The organism is Oceanisphaera sp. IT1-181 (assembly GCF_033807535.1).
In the GTDB taxonomy this organism is placed as follows: domain Bacteria; phylum Pseudomonadota; class Gammaproteobacteria; order Enterobacterales; family Aeromonadaceae; genus Oceanimonas.
In genome coordinates this window covers 851,493-876,207 of sequence record NZ_CP136856.1, presented here as the reverse complement: position 1 = coordinate 876,207, position 24,715 = coordinate 851,493, and the positions used below count along the sequence as shown (strand labels likewise).

The 24,715-nt window shown below is 48.5% G+C and carries 20 protein-coding genes and 1 pseudogene; 12 read left to right on the top strand and 9 right to left on the bottom strand.

Features of this window, described 5'->3' with window-relative positions:
• The first annotated feature begins 285 nt into the window (after positions 1 to 285).
• Positions 286 to 1,074 (top strand): hypothetical protein, encoded by a 789-nt coding sequence (locus R0134_RS03995; protein ID WP_319783574.1) that lies wholly within the window; start codon positions 286 to 288, stop codon positions 1,072 to 1,074.
• Between the two features lie 57 nt (positions 1,075 to 1,131).
• Here the strand turns inward: R0134_RS03995 and R0134_RS03990 are convergent, their stop codons facing one another.
• Positions 1,132 to 1,692 carry a phage integrase central domain-containing protein gene (locus tag R0134_RS03990; protein ID WP_319783573.1) on the bottom strand — a complete coding sequence of 187 codons (561 nt, stop codon included), beginning with the start codon at positions 1,690 to 1,692 and terminating at the stop codon, positions 1,132 to 1,134.
• Between the two features lie 33 nt (positions 1,693 to 1,725).
• The gene (locus R0134_RS03985; RefSeq protein ID WP_413641449.1) at positions 1,726 to 1,932 is read right to left on the bottom strand and encodes an Arm DNA-binding domain-containing protein; all 207 of its coding nucleotides are present in this window, start codon (positions 1,930 to 1,932) and stop codon (positions 1,726 to 1,728) included.
• A gap of 847 nt (positions 1,933 to 2,779) precedes the next feature.
• Here R0134_RS03985 and R0134_RS03980 point away from each other — a divergent pair.
• The 7 genes and pseudogenes from R0134_RS03980 (at position 2,780) to R0134_RS03950 (ending at position 10,686) form a co-directional block, all read left to right on the top strand.
• Positions 2,780 to 4,405: a methyl-accepting chemotaxis protein gene (locus R0134_RS03980; protein ID WP_319783571.1), complete on the top strand. Its 1,626-nt coding sequence runs from the start codon at positions 2,780 to 2,782 to the stop codon at positions 4,403 to 4,405.
• Positions 4,406 to 4,556: 151 nt separating this feature from the next.
• Positions 4,557 to 5,125: pseudogene (locus tag R0134_RS03975) on the top strand (IS1595 family transposase); the annotation flags it as partial.
• 188 nt (positions 5,126 to 5,313) lie between these two features.
• Positions 5,314 to 5,988 (top strand): ankyrin repeat domain-containing protein, encoded by a 675-nt coding sequence (locus tag R0134_RS03970; protein ID WP_319783570.1) that lies wholly within the window; start codon positions 5,314 to 5,316, stop codon positions 5,986 to 5,988.
• Positions 5,989 to 7,041: 1,053 nt separating this feature from the next.
• Positions 7,042 to 8,133, top strand: coding sequence for a DUF262 domain-containing protein (locus R0134_RS03965; protein ID WP_319783569.1), 1,092 nt, complete (start codon positions 7,042 to 7,044; stop codon positions 8,131 to 8,133).
• Positions 8,133 to 8,768: an MAE_28990/MAE_18760 family HEPN-like nuclease gene (locus R0134_RS03960; RefSeq protein ID WP_319783568.1), complete on the top strand. Its 636-nt coding sequence runs from the start codon at positions 8,133 to 8,135 to the stop codon at positions 8,766 to 8,768. Before R0134_RS03965 ends, R0134_RS03960 begins: the two co-directional genes overlap by 1 nt.
• A gap of 555 nt (positions 8,769 to 9,323) precedes the next feature.
• Positions 9,324 to 9,911, top strand: coding sequence for a DUF6933 domain-containing protein (locus R0134_RS03955; RefSeq protein WP_319783567.1), 588 nt, complete (start codon positions 9,324 to 9,326; stop codon positions 9,909 to 9,911).
• Positions 9,912 to 9,972: 61 nt separating this feature from the next.
• Positions 9,973 to 10,686 carry a hypothetical protein gene (locus tag R0134_RS03950; protein WP_319783566.1) on the top strand — a complete coding sequence of 238 codons (714 nt, stop codon included), beginning with the start codon at positions 9,973 to 9,975 and terminating at the stop codon, positions 10,684 to 10,686.
• A gap of 18 nt (positions 10,687 to 10,704) precedes the next feature.
• Here the strand turns inward: R0134_RS03950 and umuC are convergent, their stop codons facing one another.
• Complete coding sequence (gene umuC, locus R0134_RS03945) at positions 10,705 to 11,976, bottom strand: translesion error-prone DNA polymerase V subunit UmuC (RefSeq protein WP_319783565.1); 1,272 nt, start codon at positions 11,974 to 11,976, stop codon at positions 10,705 to 10,707.
• Entirely contained in the window at positions 11,973 to 12,398 is a 426-nt protein-coding gene (umuD, locus tag R0134_RS03940; RefSeq protein WP_319783564.1) for a translesion error-prone DNA polymerase V autoproteolytic subunit, read from the bottom strand. Before umuD ends, umuC begins: the two co-directional genes overlap by 4 nt.
• Positions 12,399 to 12,716: 318 nt before the next feature.
• On the opposite strand from umuD, the gene R0134_RS03935 reads away from it, so the two are divergent.
• The 4 genes from R0134_RS03935 (at position 12,717) to R0134_RS03920 (ending at position 19,520) form a co-directional block, all read left to right on the top strand.
• A complete protein-coding gene (locus R0134_RS03935; protein ID WP_319783563.1) occupies positions 12,717 to 13,838 on the top strand; it encodes an amidohydrolase family protein in 1,122 nt (373 codons plus the stop codon).
• A 177-nt stretch (positions 13,839 to 14,015) separates the two neighbouring features.
• The gene (locus tag R0134_RS03930; protein ID WP_319783562.1) at positions 14,016 to 15,338 is read left to right on the top strand and encodes an ATP-binding protein; all 1,323 of its coding nucleotides are present in this window, start codon (positions 14,016 to 14,018) and stop codon (positions 15,336 to 15,338) included.
• A gap of 133 nt (positions 15,339 to 15,471) precedes the next feature.
• A complete protein-coding gene (locus R0134_RS03925) occupies positions 15,472 to 17,142 on the top strand; it encodes a VRR-NUC domain-containing protein (protein ID WP_319783561.1) in 1,671 nt (556 codons plus the stop codon).
• Positions 17,139 to 19,520 carry an ATP-dependent DNA helicase gene (locus R0134_RS03920; RefSeq protein ID WP_319783560.1) on the top strand — a complete coding sequence of 794 codons (2,382 nt, stop codon included), beginning with the start codon at positions 17,139 to 17,141 and terminating at the stop codon, positions 19,518 to 19,520. Before R0134_RS03925 ends, R0134_RS03920 begins: the two co-directional genes overlap by 4 nt.
• Positions 19,521 to 19,551: 31 nt before the next feature.
• Here the strand turns inward: R0134_RS03920 and R0134_RS03915 are convergent, their stop codons facing one another.
• Genes R0134_RS03915 through R0134_RS03895 form a run of 5 tightly spaced genes read right to left on the bottom strand, consistent with a single transcriptional unit; the run spans position 19,552 to position 24,621 of the window.
• Positions 19,552 to 20,499, bottom strand: a complete 948-nt coding sequence (locus tag R0134_RS03915) for an HpcH/HpaI aldolase/citrate lyase family protein (RefSeq protein WP_319783559.1) — start codon at positions 20,497 to 20,499, stop codon at positions 19,552 to 19,554.
• Between the two features lie 2 nt (positions 20,500 to 20,501).
• A complete protein-coding gene (locus R0134_RS03910; protein WP_319783558.1) occupies positions 20,502 to 21,599 on the bottom strand; it encodes a cysteine protease StiP family protein in 1,098 nt (365 codons plus the stop codon).
• A 1-nt stretch (position 21,600) separates the two neighbouring features.
• On the bottom strand, positions 21,601 to 22,377 hold the full coding sequence (locus tag R0134_RS03905; RefSeq protein WP_319783557.1) for a hypothetical protein: 777 nt from the start codon (positions 22,375 to 22,377) through the stop codon (positions 21,601 to 21,603).
• A complete protein-coding gene (locus R0134_RS03900; RefSeq protein ID WP_319783556.1) occupies positions 22,370 to 23,482 on the bottom strand; it encodes a phosphoribosyltransferase domain-containing protein in 1,113 nt (370 codons plus the stop codon). The genes R0134_RS03905 and R0134_RS03900 overlap by 8 nt, the downstream gene beginning before the upstream one ends.
• The gene (locus tag R0134_RS03895; protein ID WP_319783555.1) at positions 23,482 to 24,621 is read right to left on the bottom strand and encodes an ATP-grasp domain-containing protein; all 1,140 of its coding nucleotides are present in this window, start codon (positions 24,619 to 24,621) and stop codon (positions 23,482 to 23,484) included. The genes R0134_RS03900 and R0134_RS03895 overlap by 1 nt, the downstream gene beginning before the upstream one ends.
• Positions 24,622 to 24,715 lie beyond the last annotated feature (94 nt).

Below are 24,715 nucleotides of genomic sequence, written 5' to 3'. Positions count from 1 at the left end.
TGGTGTGTATGCTTTAAGCTCAACCCGACCTTGATATATTATTACTTCTGGCTAATGCTTGATGGTGTCCGTTGGACAAATCATCAGGCTCAATAAAGTAAGGAGAGAAATGATGCACAAATATACACTAATTTCATTCCATAACTCTTCTGCTTTTAATCAACAATTCTCTTTGATTGGCTTTGATATCATTGCAGTTTCACACTTAGCTGCATGGTCTCGACGCTGAGCTTGGTCCATACCCTCATGCCATACAGAGAATAAATGCATTAAGGAGTATTAATAATGAAAACGTTTAACAGCCCTAAAACCATCATTATGACCGCCCTGCTCGCTGCATTCTCATTGTCGAGTGCCAGCCTAGCCCTTGCCGAGGATAAAGCTGCAAATACCGCTGAGATGCAGGCGCTAGAATCCTCAACGACTATGGATAATGAGGCTTGGCGAGACAGCAAACGCATGGAACAGTATGGCGGTGAAAAAACCATGCTTGAGAAGGCGCTCGCTGATACCACCAGTGTTGACCAATTACGTGCTCGCTTGCATAAAGCAGGCTACGTGATCACCTCTATCAATCAGCAATCGGACAATGACCTTGAATATGAAGTGGTTAAGGGGAACAGCAGTTTTGAGGTAAAGGCGGATACAGACAACCATAGGATTACAGGCATTACAGTATCCAATAATATCTGGCGTGCCGACGAAACTAAGCGTGCCATGACAGACGCCGACTATAAAGACGGTGAAGTGATGTACGATAAAGATCAAGCAGGAAAATACAGCGACTCTAAGTACATGGACTCGTGGGGCGACGAGAAGAATGCCCTTGAAGCGGCGATGCCTGTAGGTAAAAAGGTGGCCGATTACCAAAAGATGCTACAAGATAAAGGCTATCAAATTACTTCAATCAATGATGTTGACGACGATAATGTTGAGTTTGAAGTAGTAAAGGGAGATCACAGCTTTGAAGTTCAGCTTGATCGAGACCCATCAACCAAGATTGTTAATGAAATAGATGTCAGCACCAATGTGTGGCAGTCGGAAGAAACCGAAAAAGCGCTAGGCCAAGAGTAATTAAAAGTTACGACGCGTTACTTTAACGCTGACAGACCACGATAACGGATAATGCTGCTAATAAATAAATTTGGGGCGACACGCTAAGCGGTCGCCCTTATTTCCAGTATCCAGATCCCATTCACTGGGTTTTGATAGTCTTACTTCTTGACTACGAGCACCAAAGACCAGCAACAGGTAAGCAAAGGTACCGTAATAGCGATTAGTGGTGAGTTCCCCTGACCAGCGCAACACATCACGCAGTTCATCAATGCTCAGCACTCGATCGCCTTGATCCTGCTTTTTACCCACATCTGCCACGGTCAGATCATCGAGTGCATTAGAGACTGCATAACGGCGAACTCGGCAATATTTTAGTGCCTGTTTGCACAGCTGAAAGCAGTAACCTGCGGCTACGGGAGCCGTCTTACGGTAAGCATCAAACACTTCCAGCCAGTGTCGAGCTTCACAATCTGCAAGAGGAAAATCACCAATACGGGGATAAACCCACTTCTCTAACTGTAAAACGTGCTTATGAGTGTTTTTCCGATTCTCTAATGAATAATTAGTAATCCAGTATTGAAGCGCATCTTTGACGGTTACCGACTTTAGTCTCTCGTCTTTTACCATCTTAAGCATAGATGCAGGATTACGGCCTTCATCTAACCATGACTAACATTGTTCAGCTTTACGCCGTGCTTCCCCCAGAGTTATTCCAGCATAGTTGTTAGTGTAAACGCCAAGGGTTACGTTTAACGGTTTACCAGCAAATCGGTAGCGATACACGAAAGAGATCCTGCCGGTAGAACGCCACAACACACTGAGACCATCCCGATCAGCCACCTTCTTTGGCTGTTTGTCATTATGTCCCTTCAACATCGCCTTTAGTTTTGAGTCCGTTAACGCCATATATTGAACCCACAGTTGAACCCACACTTTGTGATCTACACCCTAAGATAACACAGGACCAAACGAGACAACTTAATATATTAAACCTTTGATTTAAATAACAAATTAAACCATAAACGAGACAGATCGAGACGTATCGAGACGTATCGAGACAAGAACTCTGTTCATACCGCATGAACTAAGTAGTTTTAGTTAACGTATTGAATGCAAAAGCGTTATCTCGCAAGAGATAGCGCTTTTTTTGTTTTTTAACCCACAATTGGCAAAGTACCCACATGAAAATATCTCATGATGGCCAATATTAAATTTCACTCCACACTCTCCCATCCCTCCTGTTTTTAACAATTTTCTCGAGTTAGCATAGAAAACAGTGTTTACACGAACCACTAACACGCATGATTTCGCTAGTCTCGTTGTATGTTTCATTGAGAGAGCGTGAGAGATTTTATGAGAGAACAACATGACAGCCTGATTTACATCCCAGAGCTGCGAGTGCCCCCCCCTAAGAAGGTTTAATGGACAGCATTAGGACCGAATGTCGACAATGCGTGGTACTGTAAACATAGTTTGCTCCATCTGTGAGCAACAAGACATTCCTAGACGGGTAAGTATAATGTCGGAACTTTCGAGGCCTGAGAGCTTCACGCAATAGTGGCTGATGATACAAACAGGTCGAAGCGCGGATGTGTGTACTCGGACTCTCAGAGGAATATCCGCGACTAACGTTGCAACGGACATTGACAACGAATTGGTTCATTACAATTATTCCCACACCGCAGAACCGAACCAACACATATATCCGACATAAGGCTGATCCATGGCATTTTTTAGCAAGAGTATTTCCAAGCAGATAACAGGTCTGATTTTGTCCGTAAACCTGCTTATTGTCGCTGTAGCGGGTAGTTATTTTATGTACTCGCTGGACGTTACTGAGCAATTCACTTTCGTGCTTGAAGAAGAGTTTACTAGCGCTAATGAAGCCCAAGCTATTCTTGTTGATTTCAAAACCCAGGTGCAAGAATGGAAAAACGTACTGATCCGAGGTGATGATGATAGTCAGAGAGAAAAATACTGGGCTCGCTTTCAGGAACAGGAACGAAAAATTCAGGCGCAGCTGGATAAGCTGACTGACAGCCTATGGAACGCAGAAGCAAAGGCTATCCTGCAATCCTTTCAGAAGGTACATAAGGCCATGGGAGAGGCCTATCGCACAGGTTTCGAGCGCTTTGTGGTATCCGGATACGACCATTCTGCAGGAGATGCAGCTGTGTCTGGCATTGACCGAGAGCCTGCTCGGCTAATAGAAGAGGCTGTCACTCTGCTCGCAAGACTTGCTCATGAGGATGCAACAGCGATTTCAGAAAGCGCTCATAAAAATACCCTACTGGCAGGCGCCGGCTTAATTCTTATCATTTTTACTGGCACAGGCATCACGCTTCTGGTTATCAGCCGCTGGGTTGTGAGGCCTACGGTACAAATCAGTGGCCAGCTTCAAAAGCTTGGCGATGGCGATCTTTCTGACCCAGTGACCCTCGAGCGCCAGGACGAACTGGGCGCTTTAGCCGATGCTGCTCGCAAGCTTCATCAATTTCTTCAGGAAATCCGGATTACCACTCAGTCAAACACAGCAGATCTAAATTTGATTGCAACATCAGTCAAGGAGAGTGCTTTCAGTATTTCCGAAAAATCTCAGGGTAGCTACCTACGCATTGATCAGGTCGCGGCTGCGATGAATGAGATGTCTGCCACGGCCCAGGATGTAGCGCAACATGCAGCAGGCGTCTCCTCCCAGGTTGATGAGACAACCACCCAGACTAATAATGCGGAGCGACATATCACCACAACCACTAGCAGCATGGAACGGCTCGCAGATCAAATTCGAACCACCGGCGAAACCGTTACCATGCTGGCCGCTGGAGGCAATAAAATCAGTGATGTGATGAAAGTCATTCGTGAAATCGCCGATCAAACTAATCTACTCGCGTTGAATGCTGCGATTGAAGCAGCTAGGGCCGGTGAGGCTGGTCGCGGCTTCTCAGTAGTGGCTGATGAAGTCAGAAATCTGGCCGCAAAAACCCAGCAAGCCACTATCGAGATTGACTCTATTATTGTAGACATCGCTTCCGGCTCTAAGGACGCCACGGCATTTATGCGCGCGAGTGAAGCGGTTACTCATGAGTGTGTCGGCCAAGTAAACGATATACAGGTTATTATTGCCGATATTAACGAGCGCATGAGTAGTGTTAAGGACGCAACAATACAGGTTGCTACAGCGGCGGAAGAGCAAACCAGCGTCTGTGATGAAATAAATCGGAACATAACGGACATCGCGGAACTGTCAGGGGAGATGAGCAAGTCATCCGATGATAATCTTAAACTCATACCAGAGCTTGAGGCTATGGCCCACTCAACAAAACAACTATCAGGGCGACTTACCGCCTAAATCAAGGGAGCTAGAACCACATCGAGGATTCCCGCCTGCCATCCAGATCCACTGGCAATCACCAGACTTGGGTTTACCTGATTACCCATGATCCTCAGCCTATCCGGAGCGACTAAACTTAAAACAATTAGTATCGGGTAGGAGTACGGTCATGAAAGAGCGCGATGACGGCAAGAAACTGATCGGCGTGATACAGCTGGATGATGTTTTTGAGGTGGAGAGCGACACGGCGGCAATAAAGGCAGAGGCTCGCCCGGTAAAACGCCGTTTATTGCTGCCGTTACCGTGAACGAAGAGGGCCATCACTTGTACATGAAGGTGAATGTTGTTGAGGATTTTCGTATTCGGGAAATAGTCCGGTGGGCCAAGCGTCATTTACAGTCAGGAAGTCACGTCATATCGGATGGATTAGTGTGTTTTTCTCATGTCAGAGCAATAGGTTGCTAGCATACCCACATCGTGACAGGCGGTGGCGCCGCGAGAGTCTCATTAGTCGAGTTTACATGGTTGAATACGATGATTGGTTATATAAAAAATGCTATCCGAGGTGCCTATCACGCTATTAATCACAAACACCTTCCTCGATACCTAGCGGAATTCTGCTACCGATTTAACCGTCGTTTTGATTTGGAGAGGATGTTACCGCGATTTTGCTTTGTTGCAGTAAGGACCCCTCCGATGCCGATGAGACTTCTCAAATTGGCTGACGATCATGGGTAATCAGGTCAGGTATTGACGGTAAAAGCGTTATCTCGCAAGAGGTAGCGCTTTTTTCTTTTGACCCCACAGTTGAACCCACACTTTACAAAGCACCCTCCTGAAAATATTCGCCTTTCAAATGCATGGCGTGACATCTAGCATAGCTGTTTCGCTCACACCTCTGTCAGCACTGAATTCGGAGAAATTATATGTGGATAAAACGCACATTTTTTGCCGCCCTCTTTGGCGGTCTGCTTTTCACCTTGATGGCAATGATGGTGAAGGCTGATCCTATGGTGCAGCAACTGCACGAGGCCGCAGCTAAGGGCGACAGCAGTCAAATCACGGCGCTGCTAGGCCAAGGCGCAAGCATAGACGCGCGCAATAGCCTTAAACAGACGCCCTTAATGGTTGCCACCCACGCCAATCATGTTGCCACCGCCAAGGTGCTGATCGACGCCGGTGCAGACGTAAATGCCAAAGACGCAATCCAAGATAGCCCCTATCTTTACGCCGGTGCGCGTGGGCACCTTGAGATCCTAAAGATGACGCTCGACCACGGTGCCGACCTGACGAGCACCAACCGCTATGGTGGCACCGCACTTATTCCGGCCGCTGAGAGAGGACATGTGGAGACAGTACGCACGCTGATCCAAGCCGGTACTAACATCGACCATATCAACAATTTGGGTTGGACCGCCTTACTGGAAGCGATCATTCTCGCCGATGGCGGGCCTCGTCATATTGAGATAGTCCGGCTGTTAGTAGACGCAGGCGCAGACGTTAATCTCGCAGACAAGGAAAGGACCACACCGCTGCAGCATGCCCGCCAGCGCGGATACTCAGCCATGGTCACGCTTCTCGAACAAGCCGGTGCTAAATAACTGACCAACTATTGTTGAACGAAGCTAGGCCGCTAGAGATGGCGTGAATGGCAATGCCTGCTGCCTATGACAACGATCCAGAACCGTCTTTTATAGCCGCCACTTATTTGATGCAGAAAGTTCGGCAGGCCTGTGCAGCGGGGTTTTCATTAGTCGTCATTCTGACGAAAGTCAGAATCTCGGGGTTTAAATATTTCAACAGGCTGGCATAGCTGCCAGCGCACTGTAAAAGTCGGACAAAGGGTCCACCCCACCGACACGCTGCAAGCACACTCCCTGTGGCGCTCAAACACATTACATCCCTGTCATGTGATGGTCGGCGACGCAGACTCCTTCATCCTCCCTAAAGCTGTGGAGTGGCCTGTTGCAGGCCGGCTTTTATAGCCGCCATATTTTCAGGTAAAGAGTAGTCAGCGGCTCTGCGAAGCAGGATTTTGGTTTGCCGTCATTCTGACGAAAGTCAGAATGACGGCCAGAGAGATAGCGCGGATCTAAAGCCAGCAGGCTTGCCTACGCCGACGCTCCTCAATAAAACCACTCATCATTTCAGCGCACTGCGAACATTCACTGGATATTCGGTCGGCTGAAATGATTCGTCACGGCGATATACACTCGCCCCATGCACGCTCGTCAAATGCCGTCCCTGGCATTTGACGGTCGACTACGGCAATTCCTACTGGATCTGAATTGCTCTTCATGCAGCCGAAAGTTAAAGGCTTGAGATCATATGTGGATTAGAAAAGACAATGGGCCTACTTACCAACACAATGCTGACATAACTCCTGTGACCCTATTCACATGTCGGCTCCTTCATATGATAGAGTTTACGTTGGTACATTTATCCTGTTTAATACTATGAAGCTATTAAATTTTAGCGTCTTTGACGCTCAGATAAAAAACTTAAACATTTTACTTTCAAAAACTTCAACTTACTACTCGCTTCTCTTTCTTTACTTATATATAGTAGCAAGAATTCATTGTAACATTAAAACTCTATCAGTATATAAAATAAAACAGCACACTACATTAACATATAAATTAAGGTTTAAAATAATGAGCAACGTTCAATTAGAAAATGAGATATCACAAAAAAGAAAGGTTTTTAAAACCGACTCATACCCAATGTCAATTGGTGAGTTTTCAAATATGTATATAAATAACGAAGTGCTCATCAACCCTGACTTTCAGAGAAACTTTAGATGGTCAGATTTACAAAAGTCTAAACTTATAGAGTCTATTCTTTTGGGCATTCCTGTTCCTCCTATTTTTGTATACCAAAATGATAAGGGAATCTGGGAAGTTGTTGATGGTCTCCAGCGTCTAAGTACGATTCTTCAATTTATGGGTGTGCATAAATCAGAACCCCCTCTTGAGCTAGTAGAAACCAATTATTTACCTAGTTTAAAGGGAATTGTCTGGGGTAATAATGAAGAATCAGATGATAACAACCCTTTAATTTTTAGCAACAAGCAAAAACTGGATTTTAAACGTTCAAAAATAAATTTATCAATAATACTAAATGATTCTGATAAAGATGCAAAATTTGATATTTTTGAAAGATTAAACACTGGAGGTTCTTTTGCTAATCCTCAAGAAGTAAGAAACTCTGTAATGGTAATGATGAACAAACCTATTTTTGAACGATTCTTATCTTTATCTACCAACTCAAACTTTATAAACTGTTTAAACATTAACGAAAGATTAATAAATGAAAATTACAACATGGAATTAGCACTTAGATTTATAGGGATTAATAACTTTAGCTTTGACTCTAAAGTTCACGTTTCAGATTACCTTGATCACATATCAAAAAAATTATGCGAATATGGTGATAGTGAATTTGAAGATATTGAAGAAAAATTTATAAAGATATTTACTTTGCTCAATAATGTTTCAGGTGAGAATTCGTTTAGAAGATTTAAAGAAGATAAATATACAGGAGGATTTCAGGAGTCAACTTTTGAATTTGTTACTATAGGTGTCTTTAATAACATCGAGGATTTAACTGAATCAAACCTACTAGAAAAAATTAGATCCGTATTTACTAATGATACATTTAACCGCTATACAGGGTCAGGTTCAAACATTAAAACAAGAGTGCCTAAATTTTTAACTGAAGCTCCAACTCATTTTAAGGTAAATTAGTGAACACTCGAATTCGTGAAGATAAATTTCTTCAAAAGATATCTGAAGAATATAGTTGGCGACGCAGGGAGTTAATTTTATATAACACTAAACTACCAACTAATGAAAGTCCTATTCAAAATGTATTTTTAAGGGCATCAATCCCTTTCATTTACGGCCACTGGGAAGGTTTTGTAAAAGTATGCATGTCCTTATATTTAAGGTACGTTTCAGAACTGCAACTTAAACACAGCCAATTAAAAACACCATTTATCGCACTTTCTTTATCAAATAGCATTTCATCTTTCGATAGTAAATCTATATTTAAAAAAGTTGAACTTGTCGACTTGATGTTTGAAAAATTAGAATCTCGTTCTAATATACCGAAGAAGAACATCATCAACACTAAAGCTAATTTAAAATATGACGTGTTACAAGAAATACTTTTTAATGTCAACTTGAAAGATCATGGACTAGAAACAAAAAGTGAAGTAATAAACAGTTTAGTTGAAACACGAAACTATATAGCTCATGGTGAATACAAACATATATCTTATGACACCTACAATTCTTTTAACGAAGAAGTACTATATTTACTAGAAAGAATTAAAACAATCATTGAAAACAGCGCTGTAAATAAAGATTATTTAAAATAACGCTCTTAAATAACCATTTGAAACATAAGCAGTTAGTTTAAAAAACTAACTGCTTTTTTTTGTAAAATACAAAACCACCGACCTACTAGAAAGATAATATAACCGACATTCCGCACCAGTTTTAATGTTTATTTTCGACGAAGATGCCCACACATTTGCAGAAGATGAGGAAAGTGGCTGTTTTGAAATCAGAGTGTAAAATCGAGTTGTGGGATGGTAGAGCATGCTCTTTAGCTCCCCTATTCGGGATAAAAAAACAGTGTAACCGGATATTGTTAGATGACACCACTTTAGATGTCATCTAAATTCTGTACCTAGCGAAAAAATTGTGATGTAAATCTCAATTTTAAATCTAGAAATTAGGTGCGGAATGTCGGATATAGCATTAGATAATAAATTATTACTATCAACAGAACTAGGCTGCATAAAAAATACATATTACAAAAAGTAAAAACCTAAAATACTAACAAGCCATCCATGTTAGTTGACACTAACTAGCCGAACCAGGCATTAAGCTTTAAAATGCTCGCTCTTTAGTGATGTGAAGGTAATGCCATGATCCTGCTGCACGCAACCCGAAAATTATTTGAAAAGCTGCCGCTGTTGTATAACGAGCAGTTGAAAAACGGCCAGTTGGCAGCCACGCCGCGTAGCCAATGGCTGTTTGAGCAACCCATGCTAGATATCAATCCGCTCAGCGGCTGGGACGGTAATCTGGTGACGTTACAAAGACGTAACTGTGTATTACTGGTGCACAATGCCACCCGTTTCCCACTGGTGTTGCCTGCGCTGCTTAAGCCTGACTACGGCGAGTTAAATGATCGATTTGTCGATTCATTCATGAATACCTTGCTCAAATGCGCGGCTAACGAGGCACAGATGAACGCAGCTCAACTGTGCTTACGGCCGTTGCAAATAGACACGCAGTGCCAACGCTCAGAGCAAAGCACCCTCACTCGCATCAAGACCGAGCTTGAGCAATCACTGCTTTACACGAACGACAACATCAGTGAATTAACCGGCTATGGCTTGGGCGCTTGGCTTGCACACATCCCTCGCACGGTAAAAGACAAAGGCATGATTTCACCTGACAAAGCCATGTTGACCTTACTCTCAGGGTTAGCCGTGACTGTGGCCGAATAGGCCGAATTTGATAAAATAGCGTCCTATTATTGCTTAACATTTACCATTAAAAGAGACTGACATGGCGACCAACATGCCTGCTGAAAACGGCACAGACGACCACACTGACGAAAAATTCATCACCGGCATCGACACTCGTCTCAAGATCAACAAAACCGACAGCCAAAACAAAAAGCTGCAATCGCTGGGCTTCCTGAGCTTTTTGGAAGAGGTCCAAACCGAGTTGAATGCAGCTGTGGCGGTCTTTATTGAAGTGAATGACCATGATGTTCAGCAGCTAACAGCAGATAAAACGGATATTAATACGCTGTTTGCTGACAATGAGCATTACCCTGACTTTGTGGATTTGGTTGCGCGCACTAAGGCCGATATTGAACACTGGGTAGCAGAAGATAACCCTGAGCCATTGGCGCATCAGGCTATTGTGGATCAAGTGATAGGGTTGCGAGTTTTTATAGAAGCGCGCTATACAAACCTAACGACTGAGCCTGAGGTGCAGCTCGGCAAGCGCAAAGTGAGCCATTATTTAGGCGCCGGTATCGTATTTTTGCCGATTGTTTTTGCTTGGCTGACGCTGCGTAAAGGCTACTCAAATTGGTTAAGAATAGGTGCGTTTATATGGTTAGGCGTCTTCTTATACTTCACTATGCCCAGCCCGAGAGAAGAGTTGCAGCCCGCCCCTTCCGTAACCGAAGCGCTGCCTGCCAGTGAAGCCCCCTCAAGCTCTTATCAACAAGAGCCAGAACAAGACTCAGAACCGCGAATCGCTCGCTAACTCATATTTCAGTCTGGCTTAAGTGACTTTCGGTAAGTCGCTAATACGGGTGGTGTAAGCCGGTGAAAGGTACTCACGTTTCATTTTCCAGTCGGTTTGAATGCCTTCGGCGGCGAGAAAAATGCGGCCCTTGCCACTGCGATTAATATTATCCATCGCCGCCATGAGTTGTTTACTACGCGGCTTAGGGCTTACTTCATCAAACAGGCTGGCTTGATAAGTGCCGGCGGGCCAAAAGTCGGTGAGCATAACGCCCGCTTTTTGGTAGCGATAACCGGGCCGCCAAATTTGCGTTAAACAATGCTGGGCGGCGTGCACTAACTCGCGGCTATCATTGCTGGGCACGTTCAAGACAGTGAGCGCCGAATTACTGTAATAAGTTTGATTGGGTGCAAACGGGCTGGTGCGCACAAATACCTGCACCAGTCGGCAATAGCTGTGTTGTAGGCGTAGCTTCTCTGCTGCCCGACAAGCATATTGGCTGACCGCTTGGCGCAGCGGCGCTAACTCGGTAATTTTCTCGCCAAAGCTGCGCGAGCTGATCAACTGCTGCTTGGGGCCAAGCCCTTCATCTAGCCCTAAACAACTCTCGCCATTCAGCTCACACACGGTGCGCTCCACCACCACCGAAAACTGGCGGCGGATCACCTTGCTATTGGCTTGGGCTAACTGCCAAGAGGTATGAATACCCATGGCATTCAGTTGCTTGGCCAAACGCCGGCCTATGCCCCAGACCTCTTCCACTGGCACTAACTGCAGTAGCTTTTTTTGCCGCACTGGTTCGGTCAGATCGACCACGCCCCCAGTGGCTGGCCAACGTTTGGCCGCGTAATTAGCCAGCTTGGCGAGTGTCTTGGTGGGTGCAATGCCTACGCCCACGTTAATGCCTACCCAGCGCGCCACCGTGCTTTGTAGCTCGGCACCAAACACGCTTAACGGCGTGAGACTTTGTATGCCGCTCACATCAATAAAGGCTTCATCAATGGAGTACACCTCGACTTTGGGCGAGAGCATTTCTAGCACTTGCATGACGCGGCTAGAAATATCTGCGTACAAGGCGTAATTGCTGGAGAACACCACGCCGCCCATGGCCTGATACTCATCTTTTATCTTAAAATACGGCACGCCCATTTTAATACCGAGCAGCTTTGCCTCAGCACTTCGCGCCACCACGCAGCCATCGTTATTAGAGAGCACCACTATGGGTCGGCCGAGTAAATCTGGCCTAAATAGCCGCTCGCAGGAGGCATAAAAGTTATTACAATCCACCAGCGCGAATACCGGTTTCATAGGGCTAACTTGCGTACTAAATTGGTGACCACGCCAAATACTTCGAGCGTGACGCCCTCGCCCGGTACGATAGGCGCGTAATCAGGATTAGCCGCCATCAGCCGAACGATGGGCCTTAACTCGAGTCGCTTACAGGTCATTTCGCCGTTCACGCTGGCAATCACAATCTGGCCATGGCGCGCCTCTACACTGCGATCCACCACTAATAAATCGCCGGGATAAATGCCAGCGTTGATCATGCTATCACCACTGGCCCGCACCAAATACGTGGCTGCGGGGTGGCGAATGCAATAATCGTTGAGGTCTATGCCCTGCTCTACATAATCTTGCGCCGGACTCGGAAATCCACAAGAAGCGCGATCCAGCAGCAACGGCAGTATTTGATGCATACCTTCTTCTATTTTCCCTAACAAAACAGCCATCTTAGTCACCTCACAACACTGTATATATAAACAGTGTATTTTTAGATAGTTCAGACCGCAAGTAAGGAATGCGCTTACGCGTTTCAGTGCGGATAAATGTGAGTGCGAGACTGCGCCAAGCTGTTAACCCATATCGATCAAGATGAGATCCAGATAGCACCAAAAGATGAAAGCCGCGTTCAAGTCGGCTAATATGCTGACTTTTTATACTTTTAAGGTCAGTTACTGACTAACTCGCAAGCAAGCGCTCTGCGTTAAGCGAACTCTTACGTATTACTGAGCTCTTATCAGTAAGTCATTCTTAAAAAAGGCAATATTTTGTTACGGACTACTCTTTATGCATCGCTGAGCCTCTCCTTATTACTCAGCAGCCCGCTCGCTCAGGCCCGCGCCTACGTGGATGGTCATCTGCACTACGTCGATTTTTTTCAAGAGTCTGAGGGCATGCCTGCATTGCTGAGCGCCATGGACGACGGTGATATTCGCCGTGCCGCCATTATGGGCATTCCGGTGGCGAAAATTTGGCAAGAAGATGAACCGCAAAAGCCTCGTTACTATGCGGGTGACGACGCCGCCATGTATTGGTATAGCGCCACTGATTTTGAGTTATTGCATGCCATTCAAGCGCTGGCGCCTGAGGATCAGCAGCGTTTTATTCCTTTTTTATCCGGCATTAACGCCACCGATAAAAATTCTGCCGCTCATTTGCGCCGTGCGCTTGAGCTTAACCCTGGCTTTTGGCAAGGCATTGGCGAAGTGTTTACTCGTCACGACGACGTCACCGCGCTGCTGCACGGCGATACGCCGCGCGCCAATAGCGAAGCCATGATGAAAATCTATAAGGTGGCAGCTGAGTTCAACTTGCCGGTGCTTATTCACAGCAACGTCACCTCAAAGCGTGAGCGTAACCCGCTGTATTTAGAAGAGCTGGAAGAGGCGGTCAGTAAAAATCCTGATGTTAAGTTTATTTGGGCCCATGCGGGTACCAGTAAAGAGCTGCATCGTCATCAAGATGAATTAGACTTTTTACGACCCTTACTCAAGCGCCTGTTGGCCGACTATGACAACTTAACCATAGATTTATCTTGGACGTTGCTAGAGCCCTACTTGCTCGATGAAAAAGGCAAGCCACGGCCGAAGTGGTTGGCATTGCTAACACAATACCCCACTCGCTTCGTACTCGGCAGTGATGTTGTGGGTCGCTTTGGCAACTTAGGCAAGACTATGCAAGGCTTCGAACCGATATTGCAGGCATTGCCCACCAATGTGGCCAGCGCTATCGCCCACGATAATTTTTTAGCGTTACTGCCTAAGTCAGCCAAGCCAGACGCACCGCCTGAGCAAGAGCCCGAACAAAAACAGCAGCGAGATGAAGAGAAAAAAGTTCAGCCGTTAGACACAGATCTTAAGCCGCAGAAAAAACCAAAGTCTGCGGACTGACTCGCTTTGTATCCTTCAAAAAAGCGCTCACTCATGAAAAAGTGAGCGCTTTTTTTGTTACTGAATGAGCACTACCAGCATCGGAATTACATTTATTCGCGCGTAAAAGTGTAGTTTATTGCATTTATTGGCGCGTTAAAGTGTAATGAGTTGATGTTTAAGCCCAGAGAAAAGATTATGCAGCGGTTATTATTAGACAAATTACTGGTTTGGAAAGACAAAGTATCACGCAAACCCTTGCTCATTGATGGCGCTCGCCAGACGGGCAAGACTTACTTGCTACAAACCTTGTTTGGTCGCCATTTCCAACGCGTCCTACGCATCGACTTTCTTGAGTCGCCAGACATGGCCGCCGCCTTTGCGGGTTCACTCACTCCAGCGGACGTGTTATCCAACATAGAGCTGCTAACGAATGAGGCCTTTGATCCCACTCAAGATCTGCTGATCTTAGACGAAATTGGCGAATGCGAAAGAGCCGTTACCGCACTTAAGTATTTTGCCGAACAAGCGCCCCATATGTATGTGGTGGCCAGTGGTTCGAACATTGGCTTACTGAACTCGTTTCCGGTTGGTAAAGTAGAGCAACATAATCTTGTGCCACTCTCATTTCATGAATTTTTACTGGCCTCCGGAGAGACGGCGCTAATTAATGCCTTTGAAAAACAAGCCAACTCAGCCGCCGCACATACCAAACTGTTCGATAAACTCACCGATTACTACTTTACCGGCGGCATGCCGGAAGCGATAAATGCGTGGTTTGCTTTGGCCGACGCCAGCATTCTGGAGCGTATACAAGCCGTGTCCAGCATTCACGCAGACTTAGTTTCTGGCTACCAGCGGGACTTTGGTAAGTACGCCGGCAAGGTGGACGCAGCCTTGATTGAGTCAGTCTTTATGAATGTGCCGTCGCAGTTGTTTGCGGTAATGGATGAGTCTGTGAAACGCTTTAAGTTTAAAGGCGTCCATGAGCGTAAATCCCGTTACAGCGAATTAGAAAGTGCCATTACCTGGTTGGAAAAATGCCGCTTAGTACTAAAAAATTATCCTATTGATGGCATGCCACGCAGTCCTTTGGCGGCCTACAAAAAAGACAATGCGGTAAAGCTATTTCTGTTTGATGTAGGCTTACTTAACCACATGCTGGGCGTCAGCTACAAAGAGATAAAGCAGCAAGGATATGAGTATAAAGGCTATGTAGCAGAGAATTTTGTGCAGCAAGAGTTTGCCGCCTTTGGGCTAGAACCCACTTACTCTTGGAACGATGCCAGAGCCGAAATTGAATTCATTACCACAGATGACGCAGGCAACATTATTCCTATTGAGGTTAAGAGCGGCAAAAGAACCAAGGCAAAATCATTAGCCTCTTATATTGAGAAATGTCAGCCCATCAAAACCATTAAACTGACCGGCACCCAAGGCTCACCGGCGACTGAGCAACAACATATTGTGCTACCGCTTTATTACAGCGAATACGTGGTCACCCAACATCTAAAGCGCTAACGCATCGGCAGTGAGCTCTCGCTCTGTCTTGAAAGACTTGAGCCTAGCTTGGGCCTAGCCCACACGAATCCGATCAAAAAACAATCAGCTATAGCACTGTAATTTTACACATGTAATGCCGTAGAATACGACCATGAATATGCCCCTTGTTACTGCCACTTCGTTGGCGGATCCGCTGTATTACCTGCGCAACGCGCAGCAGGTGATTAAGCTGTGTCTCAGTCAATATAGCGATTTACTCACCCCAGCCGAAACCCAGCAACTGCAACAGCTACTCCAGCTCAATACGCCAGCTCAAGCTTTACTGGTGCGTTTGGTGATGCGTAAAGGCACGCTGTTTCGCACTGACAAGCTGAGTTATACGGAAGTGCCTGATTTAGCGCAGACGCTTACGCTATTGAGCTCACTTGATTTGATATCGCTTGATCCTGAGCTGCTATTAAGCGAGTTGTGTCATTTAGCCAAACGCGAAGAATGCGTGGCGCTGGCGCGGCTACGAATAAGCGACGTTACCTTTGCCGCCAATAGTCGAAAGGTTGATTTAGTCAGCGCCTTACTGGAGCAAGCATCAGCGGATGAGCTTAAACCGCTGGCTGCTTGGTGGCCTGATGCCCCTTTTACGGTAATCCAATTAAGCTGTGCGGCTTTATTTGAACGTTTACGACTGATGTTTTTTGGCAACCTGCATCAAGATTGGTCGGAGTTTGTATTAACCGAACTGGGCCTGCAGCAGTTTGAAACGATGCCATTGAGTCGCGACTCAAAGCCCTTTCAAGCACGCGCCGAAGTTGACTTGTATTTAGCGCTACAGCAGCTGCAAAACCGCGTGTTTAATGGTGAGCCGATTGCCGATATTCGGCCTTTATTACCTGCACCCGTGGCTTGTGAATGGATTGAATATCGTCGCCACAAGGTGCTGTATCAATTTGGCCGTGAAGCAGAGCGCCAGCAAGACTTAAGCTTGGCGCTGGATTTGTATCAGCAAAGTGAGCACCGAGCAGCGCAAGTGCGCACCCTGCGGCTATTAGAAAAGCAGTTACCGCCAGCCGAGGTATTTGCTCATACCACGCAGGCGCTCATTAATATTACTCAGCCTGAAGCGCTGGTTACCGTGGAGCGCATTCGCCAACGCAGCGCTAAAAAGGCGGGCATACCTTATACGGCGCCTGTTAGGTTAAATGTGCCCAGTGACAGTGAAATATTAGCAAAGCCAAGCCAAGGGCGAGTAGAAGCAGCGGTGATCAATCATTTAAGCACCGAAAGCATTCAGCTGTTTCATGTAGAAAATCGTTTGTTTAACGGCTTATTCGCGCTGTTGTTTTGGCCGGCGTTATTTGCGCCCATTCGCGGCGCCTTTTTTAATCCCTTTCAAGCGGGCCCTGCGGATTTGTATCGTCCGGGCTTTATCGACAGTCGCGCTCTATGGCTGGCCGAGGGATTTGCACGGCTTAAATCCGGTGAATATAAAGAGGTGATTAAAGCGCGCTATCAGCAAAAGCACGGCATCAGCTGCGCTTTTATGCATTGGCCCAGCTTAAGTTCTGAGCTTATAGAGATGGCACTCAAAGTGATCCCAGCTGCGCATTTAACCTCAGTGTTTAACTATTTATTACTGGACTTGCGCCATCATCGTAAAGGCATGCCAGACCTATTAGAGCTGGACTTAGCCAACCAAAGCTATCGCTTAATAGAAGTAAAAGGTCCCGGCGATCGCCTGCAAGATCATCAGCGTTTATGGATCCAAACTATGCTCGCCCAAGGCTTGCCCGTGAGCGTGATTCAAGTGAGCTGGAGTGATAGTTGAAACAAGAGCTGACACAAGAGTTGAAGCAAGAGCAGACAGTCATTGCAGTGCGCTCCTTGTGCGAGTTTGCGGCGCGCCTTGGCAGCCTTGAGCACAGTTATACGCCCTCGCCTTCTTCTACCGAGGGCATGGCTGGCCATAAAAAAGTACAAGGCCGACGCGGGCCACATTACCAAGCGGAATATCAATTAACCGGCGATTGCCTAGGCATTACCCTACGCGGCCGAGCTGACGGCTATGAAGCGCCTGCTGCTCAAGCACTAACAGCGCTGCCTTTGTTGGAAGAAATTAAAACCCACAGAAGTGACCTAGCGCGCTTAGGCCACGGTCAGCGCCAGCTGCACTGGGCACAATTAAAAGTCTATGGCGCGCTCTTGTGTCGTCGCGACAACTTAGCCAAAGTGCGCCTGCGCTTGTTGTATTACGACATTGGCAAAGATTTAGAAACGCCACTGGAAGAAAGCTGGACGGCAGAGGCACTGGAAGATTTTTTGCATGCTTTATGCCAGCGCTATCAAGACTGGCATCAGCAAGAGCAAGCCCACAGAGTAAAGCGCGATCAGGCCTTAATAAGCTTGGCGTTTCCGTTTGCGGACTTTCGCACTCATCAGCGCACGTTAAGCGAAACCGTTTATAAAGCCATTAGCCGCGCCCAAAGTTTGCAGCTAGAAGCACCCACCGGCATTGGCAAAACCTTAGGCGTGGCCTATCCCGCTCTAATGGCCATGCCCAGACGCGGGCTGGACCGATTATTTATGCTGAGCGCGCGCACTACCGGTCGGCAATTGATGCTCGACAGCTTAAGTAAGCTCAAAGGGCCAGATGATGGGATTTTACCGGTGCGCATCTTAGAGCTAACCGCCCGCGATAAAGCCTGCTTGCATAAAGACTTAGCTTGCCATGGCGAGTCTTGCCCACTGGCCAATGGCTTTTTTGACCGACTACCGGCGGCGCGCCAAGCGGCGGCTAATCGTTATTGGTTGGATCAAACCAGCATTAATGAAATAGCGGCTGAGCATCAGCTGTGCCCCTATTATTTGGCGCAAGAAATGGCCCGCTGGTCAGATGTAGTGGTGGGTGACGTGAACCATTATTTTGATCAACAAGCGCTGTTATTTGCCTTAAGTCAGCAAAATGAATGGCGCTCTGTGCCCTTAATAGATGAAGCTCATAACTTAATTGATCGGGCGCGGGGTATGTATTCAGCCGCGCTTAATCAGGCACAGTTTAGTGCGGCAGCCCGCCTCGCCCCCACAAACTTAAAGAAATCGTTTACCGCGTTGCAGCGAGCCTGGAAGCGCTTAATCGCGGCTCACCAAACTACGGGTTCAGTGACCGCGGATTCAGTGATCGCGTCTTCAAGCGCCAGCAGTGTTACCGATAGATATCAGCTTAGCGTCGTGCCCACCGAGCTGAACGGTGCCTTGCAGCGGTTGATTGGCGATATTACCGAAAACTTTAGCGAATTTTCGCCAACGCCCGAGCTACAAACAGTGCTGTTCGATAGCTTGGCTTTTTTAAAGCTGGCCGAACAATTTGGTGAGCATTCTTTATGTACGTTGGAAGTGCGCACCTTGACTGCTAGCAGTAAGCCGCGGCAATCAGCCAGTCTTGCGCTACAAAACTTAATTCCTGCAGACTTTTTAGCGCCCCGCTTTGCCCACGCCGAGGCGGCGATATTGTTTTCTGCCACCTTAAGCCCTGCCCGTTATTACCACGACTTACTGGGCTTACCAGACTCTACCTGTGGCCAAACCATTGCCAGCCCTTTCTCGGCTCAGCAACTGCAATTGAACGTACTTAAGGTGAGCACCCGCTTTAACGATCGCGCCCGATCCTTACCCGCCATTAGTCAACGCATTGCCGAGCAGTATCAGGTGAGATCAGGTAATTACTTGGTGTATTTAAGCAGCTTTGCGTATCTCAATCAGTTGCAGGATTATTTTCAAAACCAGCATCCGCAACTCCCCTGCATAGCGCAAACGCCCGGCATAAGCGAAGCCGAACGGCTGGCCTTTATTGAACGCTTTCGCAACGGACGCGGCTTAGTAGGTTTTGCCGTATTAGGCGGGGCTTTTTCGGAGGGCATAGACCTGCCCGGTGAAGATTTGGTGGGGGTGTTTATTGCCACGCTCGGCTTGCCCCCTTTTGATGATTATCACCAACAATTAGCCCTGCGCTTAGCCGCGCGCTTTGGCTCCGATCAAAGTTATGCCTATACCTATTTATATCCGGGCTTGCGCAAGGTGATCCAAGCGGCGGGTCGCTTGATCCGCACCCCTGACGACACTGGCGTCATTGAGCTGATGGATGACAGGTTTAATAAACCCGATATTCAACGGCTGCTGCCCACTTGGTGGCCGCAGCTTGGCGCTTAAGCGCTGACTAACCTAGCGTCAGGCTCTATATTCAGCCGGGAATGCTGGTCAGCCATCTTTTTTGATAACCGTAATACTGCGCGCGCGTCAGTATGTTTTCTGCCCAGCGAGTATGTGTAGCAGGCTCGCACATGGCGCCGTTGTGTTTGAATACCGCCGTGCCCGAATTGACGATGCGCAAGGCATCTTCATATTCTATCGCGTCTACTGCCAATGCTTGATTGATAGTGTCAATCTGGTGGGGATGAATGGCGGTTTTGCCAACAAAGCCATGTTCAATATCCGCTTTAAGCTCTTCGGCCAGAATGTCGTTACGTTCAATTAATTCACACACAGGCGCGGTGAGTGCGAACTGGCGTGAGCCAAAGGTACTTACCAGCATTTTCATCACATAACCGAGCGGGCCATCATACAGGGTCTTATGTCGCTGACGGCGCAAAGACAGCACATTCAGCAGATCGTTACCGCCCACTCGAATCGCTATAATTTGCGCTCGGCAAGGGTGTGTATCCAGCTCATTCGCCAATTCGCGCATCGCCAGTGCATCAAATACCTCGGCGGTTTCCAGGGTGGGCATCCACAACAGGTGGGTCGGCTCCAGGATCTCGGTCCATTCATCCAGGGTTGCCTGGGTGAACTTTGGCAGTACAAAGCCGTTAACGGTACCGAGATCGAACTCGTTGACCAATTGCCGGGCCATGGCTTGATGACGCGGCCGAATAAAGACCAAAGGCCGGTCATGCTCTCGATTGCTATGGTGGTGCTCGCAGTTAGCATGGCTATGCTGGCGCAAGATGGTGAGTACCGAGCGCAGGTTGTTAAGCCCTGCCGCTATGTCTTGTTCGGCGAGCGCATCTTCAAAACAGATGATCAGCGAGCTTAAGCCCGGTATTTTATTTTTTAGCACCACATCCACAATGTCGGTGCGCACGGCGGGCATATAAAGAGACGCCCCCAGTCGATAAGGTGACAAGGTCATGGTTAGCGCACCTTTTTAATGATGGTCAGTGCGCGGTAAGGGCCAATTTCATCGCCAACTTCGCTAATCACCACACCCGAGGCCTGTGCCAGATGCACCAGCAGCGCAACATCAGGATCACTAAGGGAGCGCACCAACACATGATCAGGCACCCGTCGCAACACGGCTCGGGTGGCTTCGGCAATGCCCGGCTTGATGCGATTCATGCTGTCTACCTGGTACTGTTTGGCTATGTGCTGAATAACGGCGCGGCTGGCACGCCGTGGATTCGCCAGCCCCTGATGCTCGGTGAGTACCGCAGGCAGTATGCTCTCCAGGTTAAGGTGCCGTCTGTATTCGCCAATCACATCAACCAGAAACTGACTGCGATCATCCGCGGCCAAGTGATCGCAGCGCACACAACCATGCACGCCCTCAGAGGTCCAGATAGAACGCGATACCAATCCCGAGACGGGTGCGCCTAAAATACCGAACGGGATCAGCCAATCCTCAGGCGAGGCACTAAGCCAGGCACAGCCACCGGGATCGGCCAACACCACCAGCCGGGGTTGTTCGGGATAACCCGGCCGCCCCACCAGATTTTTCGCCAGTTCATCGGTGATCGCCCCTTTACCGGTCCAGCCATCAACAAACACTATGCCCTTGGTGCCGTGCTTCGCTTCTATGTAGGCCAGCGCCGCTTCATCTATGCCTCGGTCACGAATGATGCTAATGCCATAGTGGACGGAAGCCACGCCCATTTCGCGTAAGGTTTGCTGCAGGATCACCCCCAGCGGCACGCCCGCCCGCACCAGACTCACCAGTACTATGGGCGTGGCCGGCTCGCCTGCAAACTGCTGTTGCAGCGCTTTGGCCAGCGCCACGCTTTCTTGTGCCAGGCGCGCGCCCTGCTCGTCCAGCGACTGATTAAATAAGGCGAGGTGTGTGTCTGACGGAGCTGGCTCTTGCGAGAGCATGTCTGAATAATGACTTTGGCCGGACTGGATAAGCTGCTCTTTTTCTGCAACTGGCGTATAGGCCATTTCAAGAGGTTGCAGTAAAAACTGCACGTCTTCTGGCTGGTATGATCCGGAAAACGGAGTAATAGCAGTGGTGGGCATATTAATCTTCCTGCTGATGAAAAGACTGGTGTACGTGAGTGGCAAACTGGCTGGTGCTGGGCATGCCCCAAAAATCACACAGGGTTAAAAAGCGGTGATCACTCAAGCTGTCTCCCAGGCCAATGACCGGGCGAGTGCCAGCCGTTTCCTGTAAGGTTTTTAACAGGTATTCGGTGGCTTTGCCTTTTTCGATACAGTGCGGTAACCAGGCAATATTGTTGCCGTTTCGGTGCACATAGTAACCGCTAAGGTCGATGCGTTTGGCCACTTCATCGGCCACCGCATAGGTCTCATCGATGTGATTGCTGTTGCGATGCTTCATCACCAGATACACCGGCTGATCGTCGTACTCGTGGTTAATGCGCACCCAGCCATCTACCTGCTGCTCGCTAAGCACCGCATTACACACCCGCTCCAGTTCCAACAAGTGTGCGGTGTAGGGGGCAAGCGCATCCAGAATGTGTTTTTTCCAGCCAGCATCCGCTTGGCCGTCGGGTTGCAGGATCACCGCCCCGTGGGTGGTTATCTGCCATGAGCGAAACGGTATTTCAACCCGGGCTATTTCTTCCGTGCCTCTGGCCGTCACTGGGATCAGCTCACTGCTTTCCAGTAACCAGTCCACCAGCATGGCCTGCTTTTGATTCATAAAGCTACGGGGGGTGAGCGAGCGGTCCAGCGCGCCAACGCGCACCGGCTCCTGCCCCAATTCTTGCGTCATTTTGCGTTGGGTCTGAAACAAGGTGTCGTCCAGGTCGACCAAAAACAGCGGTTTATTCATAGTAGGCAAACTCCGGATGATGCAACGCCGTTAACAGTTGGGGATCCCAGGCTGAACGGGGTGTTTCGGAACACAGTATGATGCGATCATAACGCTCGGGAAAAATATTGTAGGTGTAGTTGGGAATGCCCAGCCCGTAGTTATCGGTAAACGACAATGCCGTTTCAATGGCATGGCCAACCGAAATCGGTGAGCGGGTAGTCGAGCTGTAATGCACCGTCGCCCCTGCCTGGGCTAGGCGCTCGGCCAGCAAAAAAGGCTGCCACACAAATTCCCCCGATCCCAGTACCAAAATGCGCTCGCCCTGGGTCGCCGTTATATCTCGCCCCAGCATAACGGGGCTGTCGGCCACCCCCAATCGGCCCCAGTCCTGGCGCTCGCTCAACTTGGCCGCGCCACGCTCGGTAACATTCACCATCGGCATGGTCGGCAAGGTAGCATCGGCATCGGCTTGCCACGACCACTGGCCGGCCAGCAAGTTAATGCTCTGTACCGGCAATTCGGTTCTGCTGGCCAGTGCGTCGCCGCTCCAGTCGGTTAAGGTAACCGCACACACTTGTTGCAGGTTCGGCAATCCGTCTTGCCCAGCCTGGCGCAATGCCGTCAGCAAGTTGACGAAGGTATTGCCGGTGGTGGCTTCATCATCCACCAACACCAAAGAGGCGGCCTGTGCCACCTGTTGGCGCAAAGCCGCGTCGGCAGGCCAATAGATCAGATGATCCGTGGCATGGCTGTGCTCTTCTTTAAACTCACACCATAAGTCGCCCTCTACCGGATGACGCGTAGACGTGAGCAGACAGGTGTCGGTACGGCGGGTGCGGTATTCCTGGTGCACGCCTGCTGCCAGGCCTACGGCAGTTTCAGCCATGCCCACAAACAAAACAGGCCCGGGTAAATCATCAGGAATTTGCTCGGCCAAATCCCGATACACAGCACGCATGGTGCCCGGGCTAACCGGCATATGGCGCCCCAGTACCTTGCTGACAAACAAAAAGGCGCGTTTGGGATTACGTCGTTCGGCAATATTAAACAAATCGGCGCAGGTCCAGCGAGCGGGCTGCGGAGTCACAGACAAGCGGCCTGTGGTCAGTTGATAGTGCTTCATTAGATGGTTTCCAGATCGAGTGTGGCCGCTAACGGCAGCCGTGTGGTACCAGGTAATGGCAAGGCATTAAGGCTGGGCAATGACAAAGGTAATGGCAACACTGTGCTGGTGCTTCTCACGTAAGCGGGGGTAAAACAAGCCGCCACCTGCGCCTGAATGTCGGTGGCCGACCGCAGCCCGGTGACGTACTGCGCAAACAGCGCGGGCAGATTGACCCGAGAAGATAAAGAAAAGCAGATGCCCCCCGATGGCCGCAAATTGGCCTCCAGCAGTAGCGGCTTGCCGCTGGCATCGTCACGGGTTTGCACATTGATCAAGCCATCCAACCCCAGTTGCTCGGCACATGCCAGTGCCAATTCAAACGCAGCGCCAGAGCGTTCAAAATACTGAATGGCATCTTGTTTACACCGCCCCACGGCCGTAATCACCTTACCCTGGTCGATAACAATATCGACCGAACGCTCGATTCCGGGCAAAAATGGCATCACCACTTGCGGGCAAAACTCATGGCCACGGTTGCTGTCCAGACGTGCCGCCGCCAGATAAATATCAGGGTGCATGCGTTTGGTATCGGCATCCACCAACCGGGCGCGGGTATCCAGGTGCCAAAAACCCATGCCATAGATGCCGTGCGCCGGTTTAATACAAAAGTCGGTTTCGCCAAACGGCTGGCGTTGAAATATTTGCTCCAACTCTGCCAAGGTCGCAGCACCCAGAGTAGGAACCACCGGCAGCCCCAGCGCCTGCATGTGATTGGCAAAGGCCAGTTTATTGTCGGCAATAGCAAAGCCGGTCAGCCCCCGAGCTCCGGTGATCAGGGTGACGCCCCACGCCTCAATGGTTGTTCTGTGGCCTTCAAACCAGCCGCTGTTGCGCCCCACATGAATGGCCGCTACTTGATGTTTTTTTACCACCTCGGCCATAAATACCAGCATGGGTTCGATATCGGCAGTATTGGCGTGAGTCTGTTTTAACGATAAAGCAGGCTCAAGATAGGCGTAATCCGCTTCAGCCAATATTTCGTATCGCGGTTGTTGATGAGAAGCAACAATAGTGATCTCGGGGACTGCTGTTTTTATTGCACGGATCATGTCTCGTTGTGACGACAATCCCGTCATAAACCAAATAGCGTGTGTCAATTTCTATCGTCCATCGGTGGTAGTGGTTGCAGTTTAACAAAGAGGACTCTTCTGACCCCAAAGGCTCACAGCCACTGCAACGCATTGGCGTCGT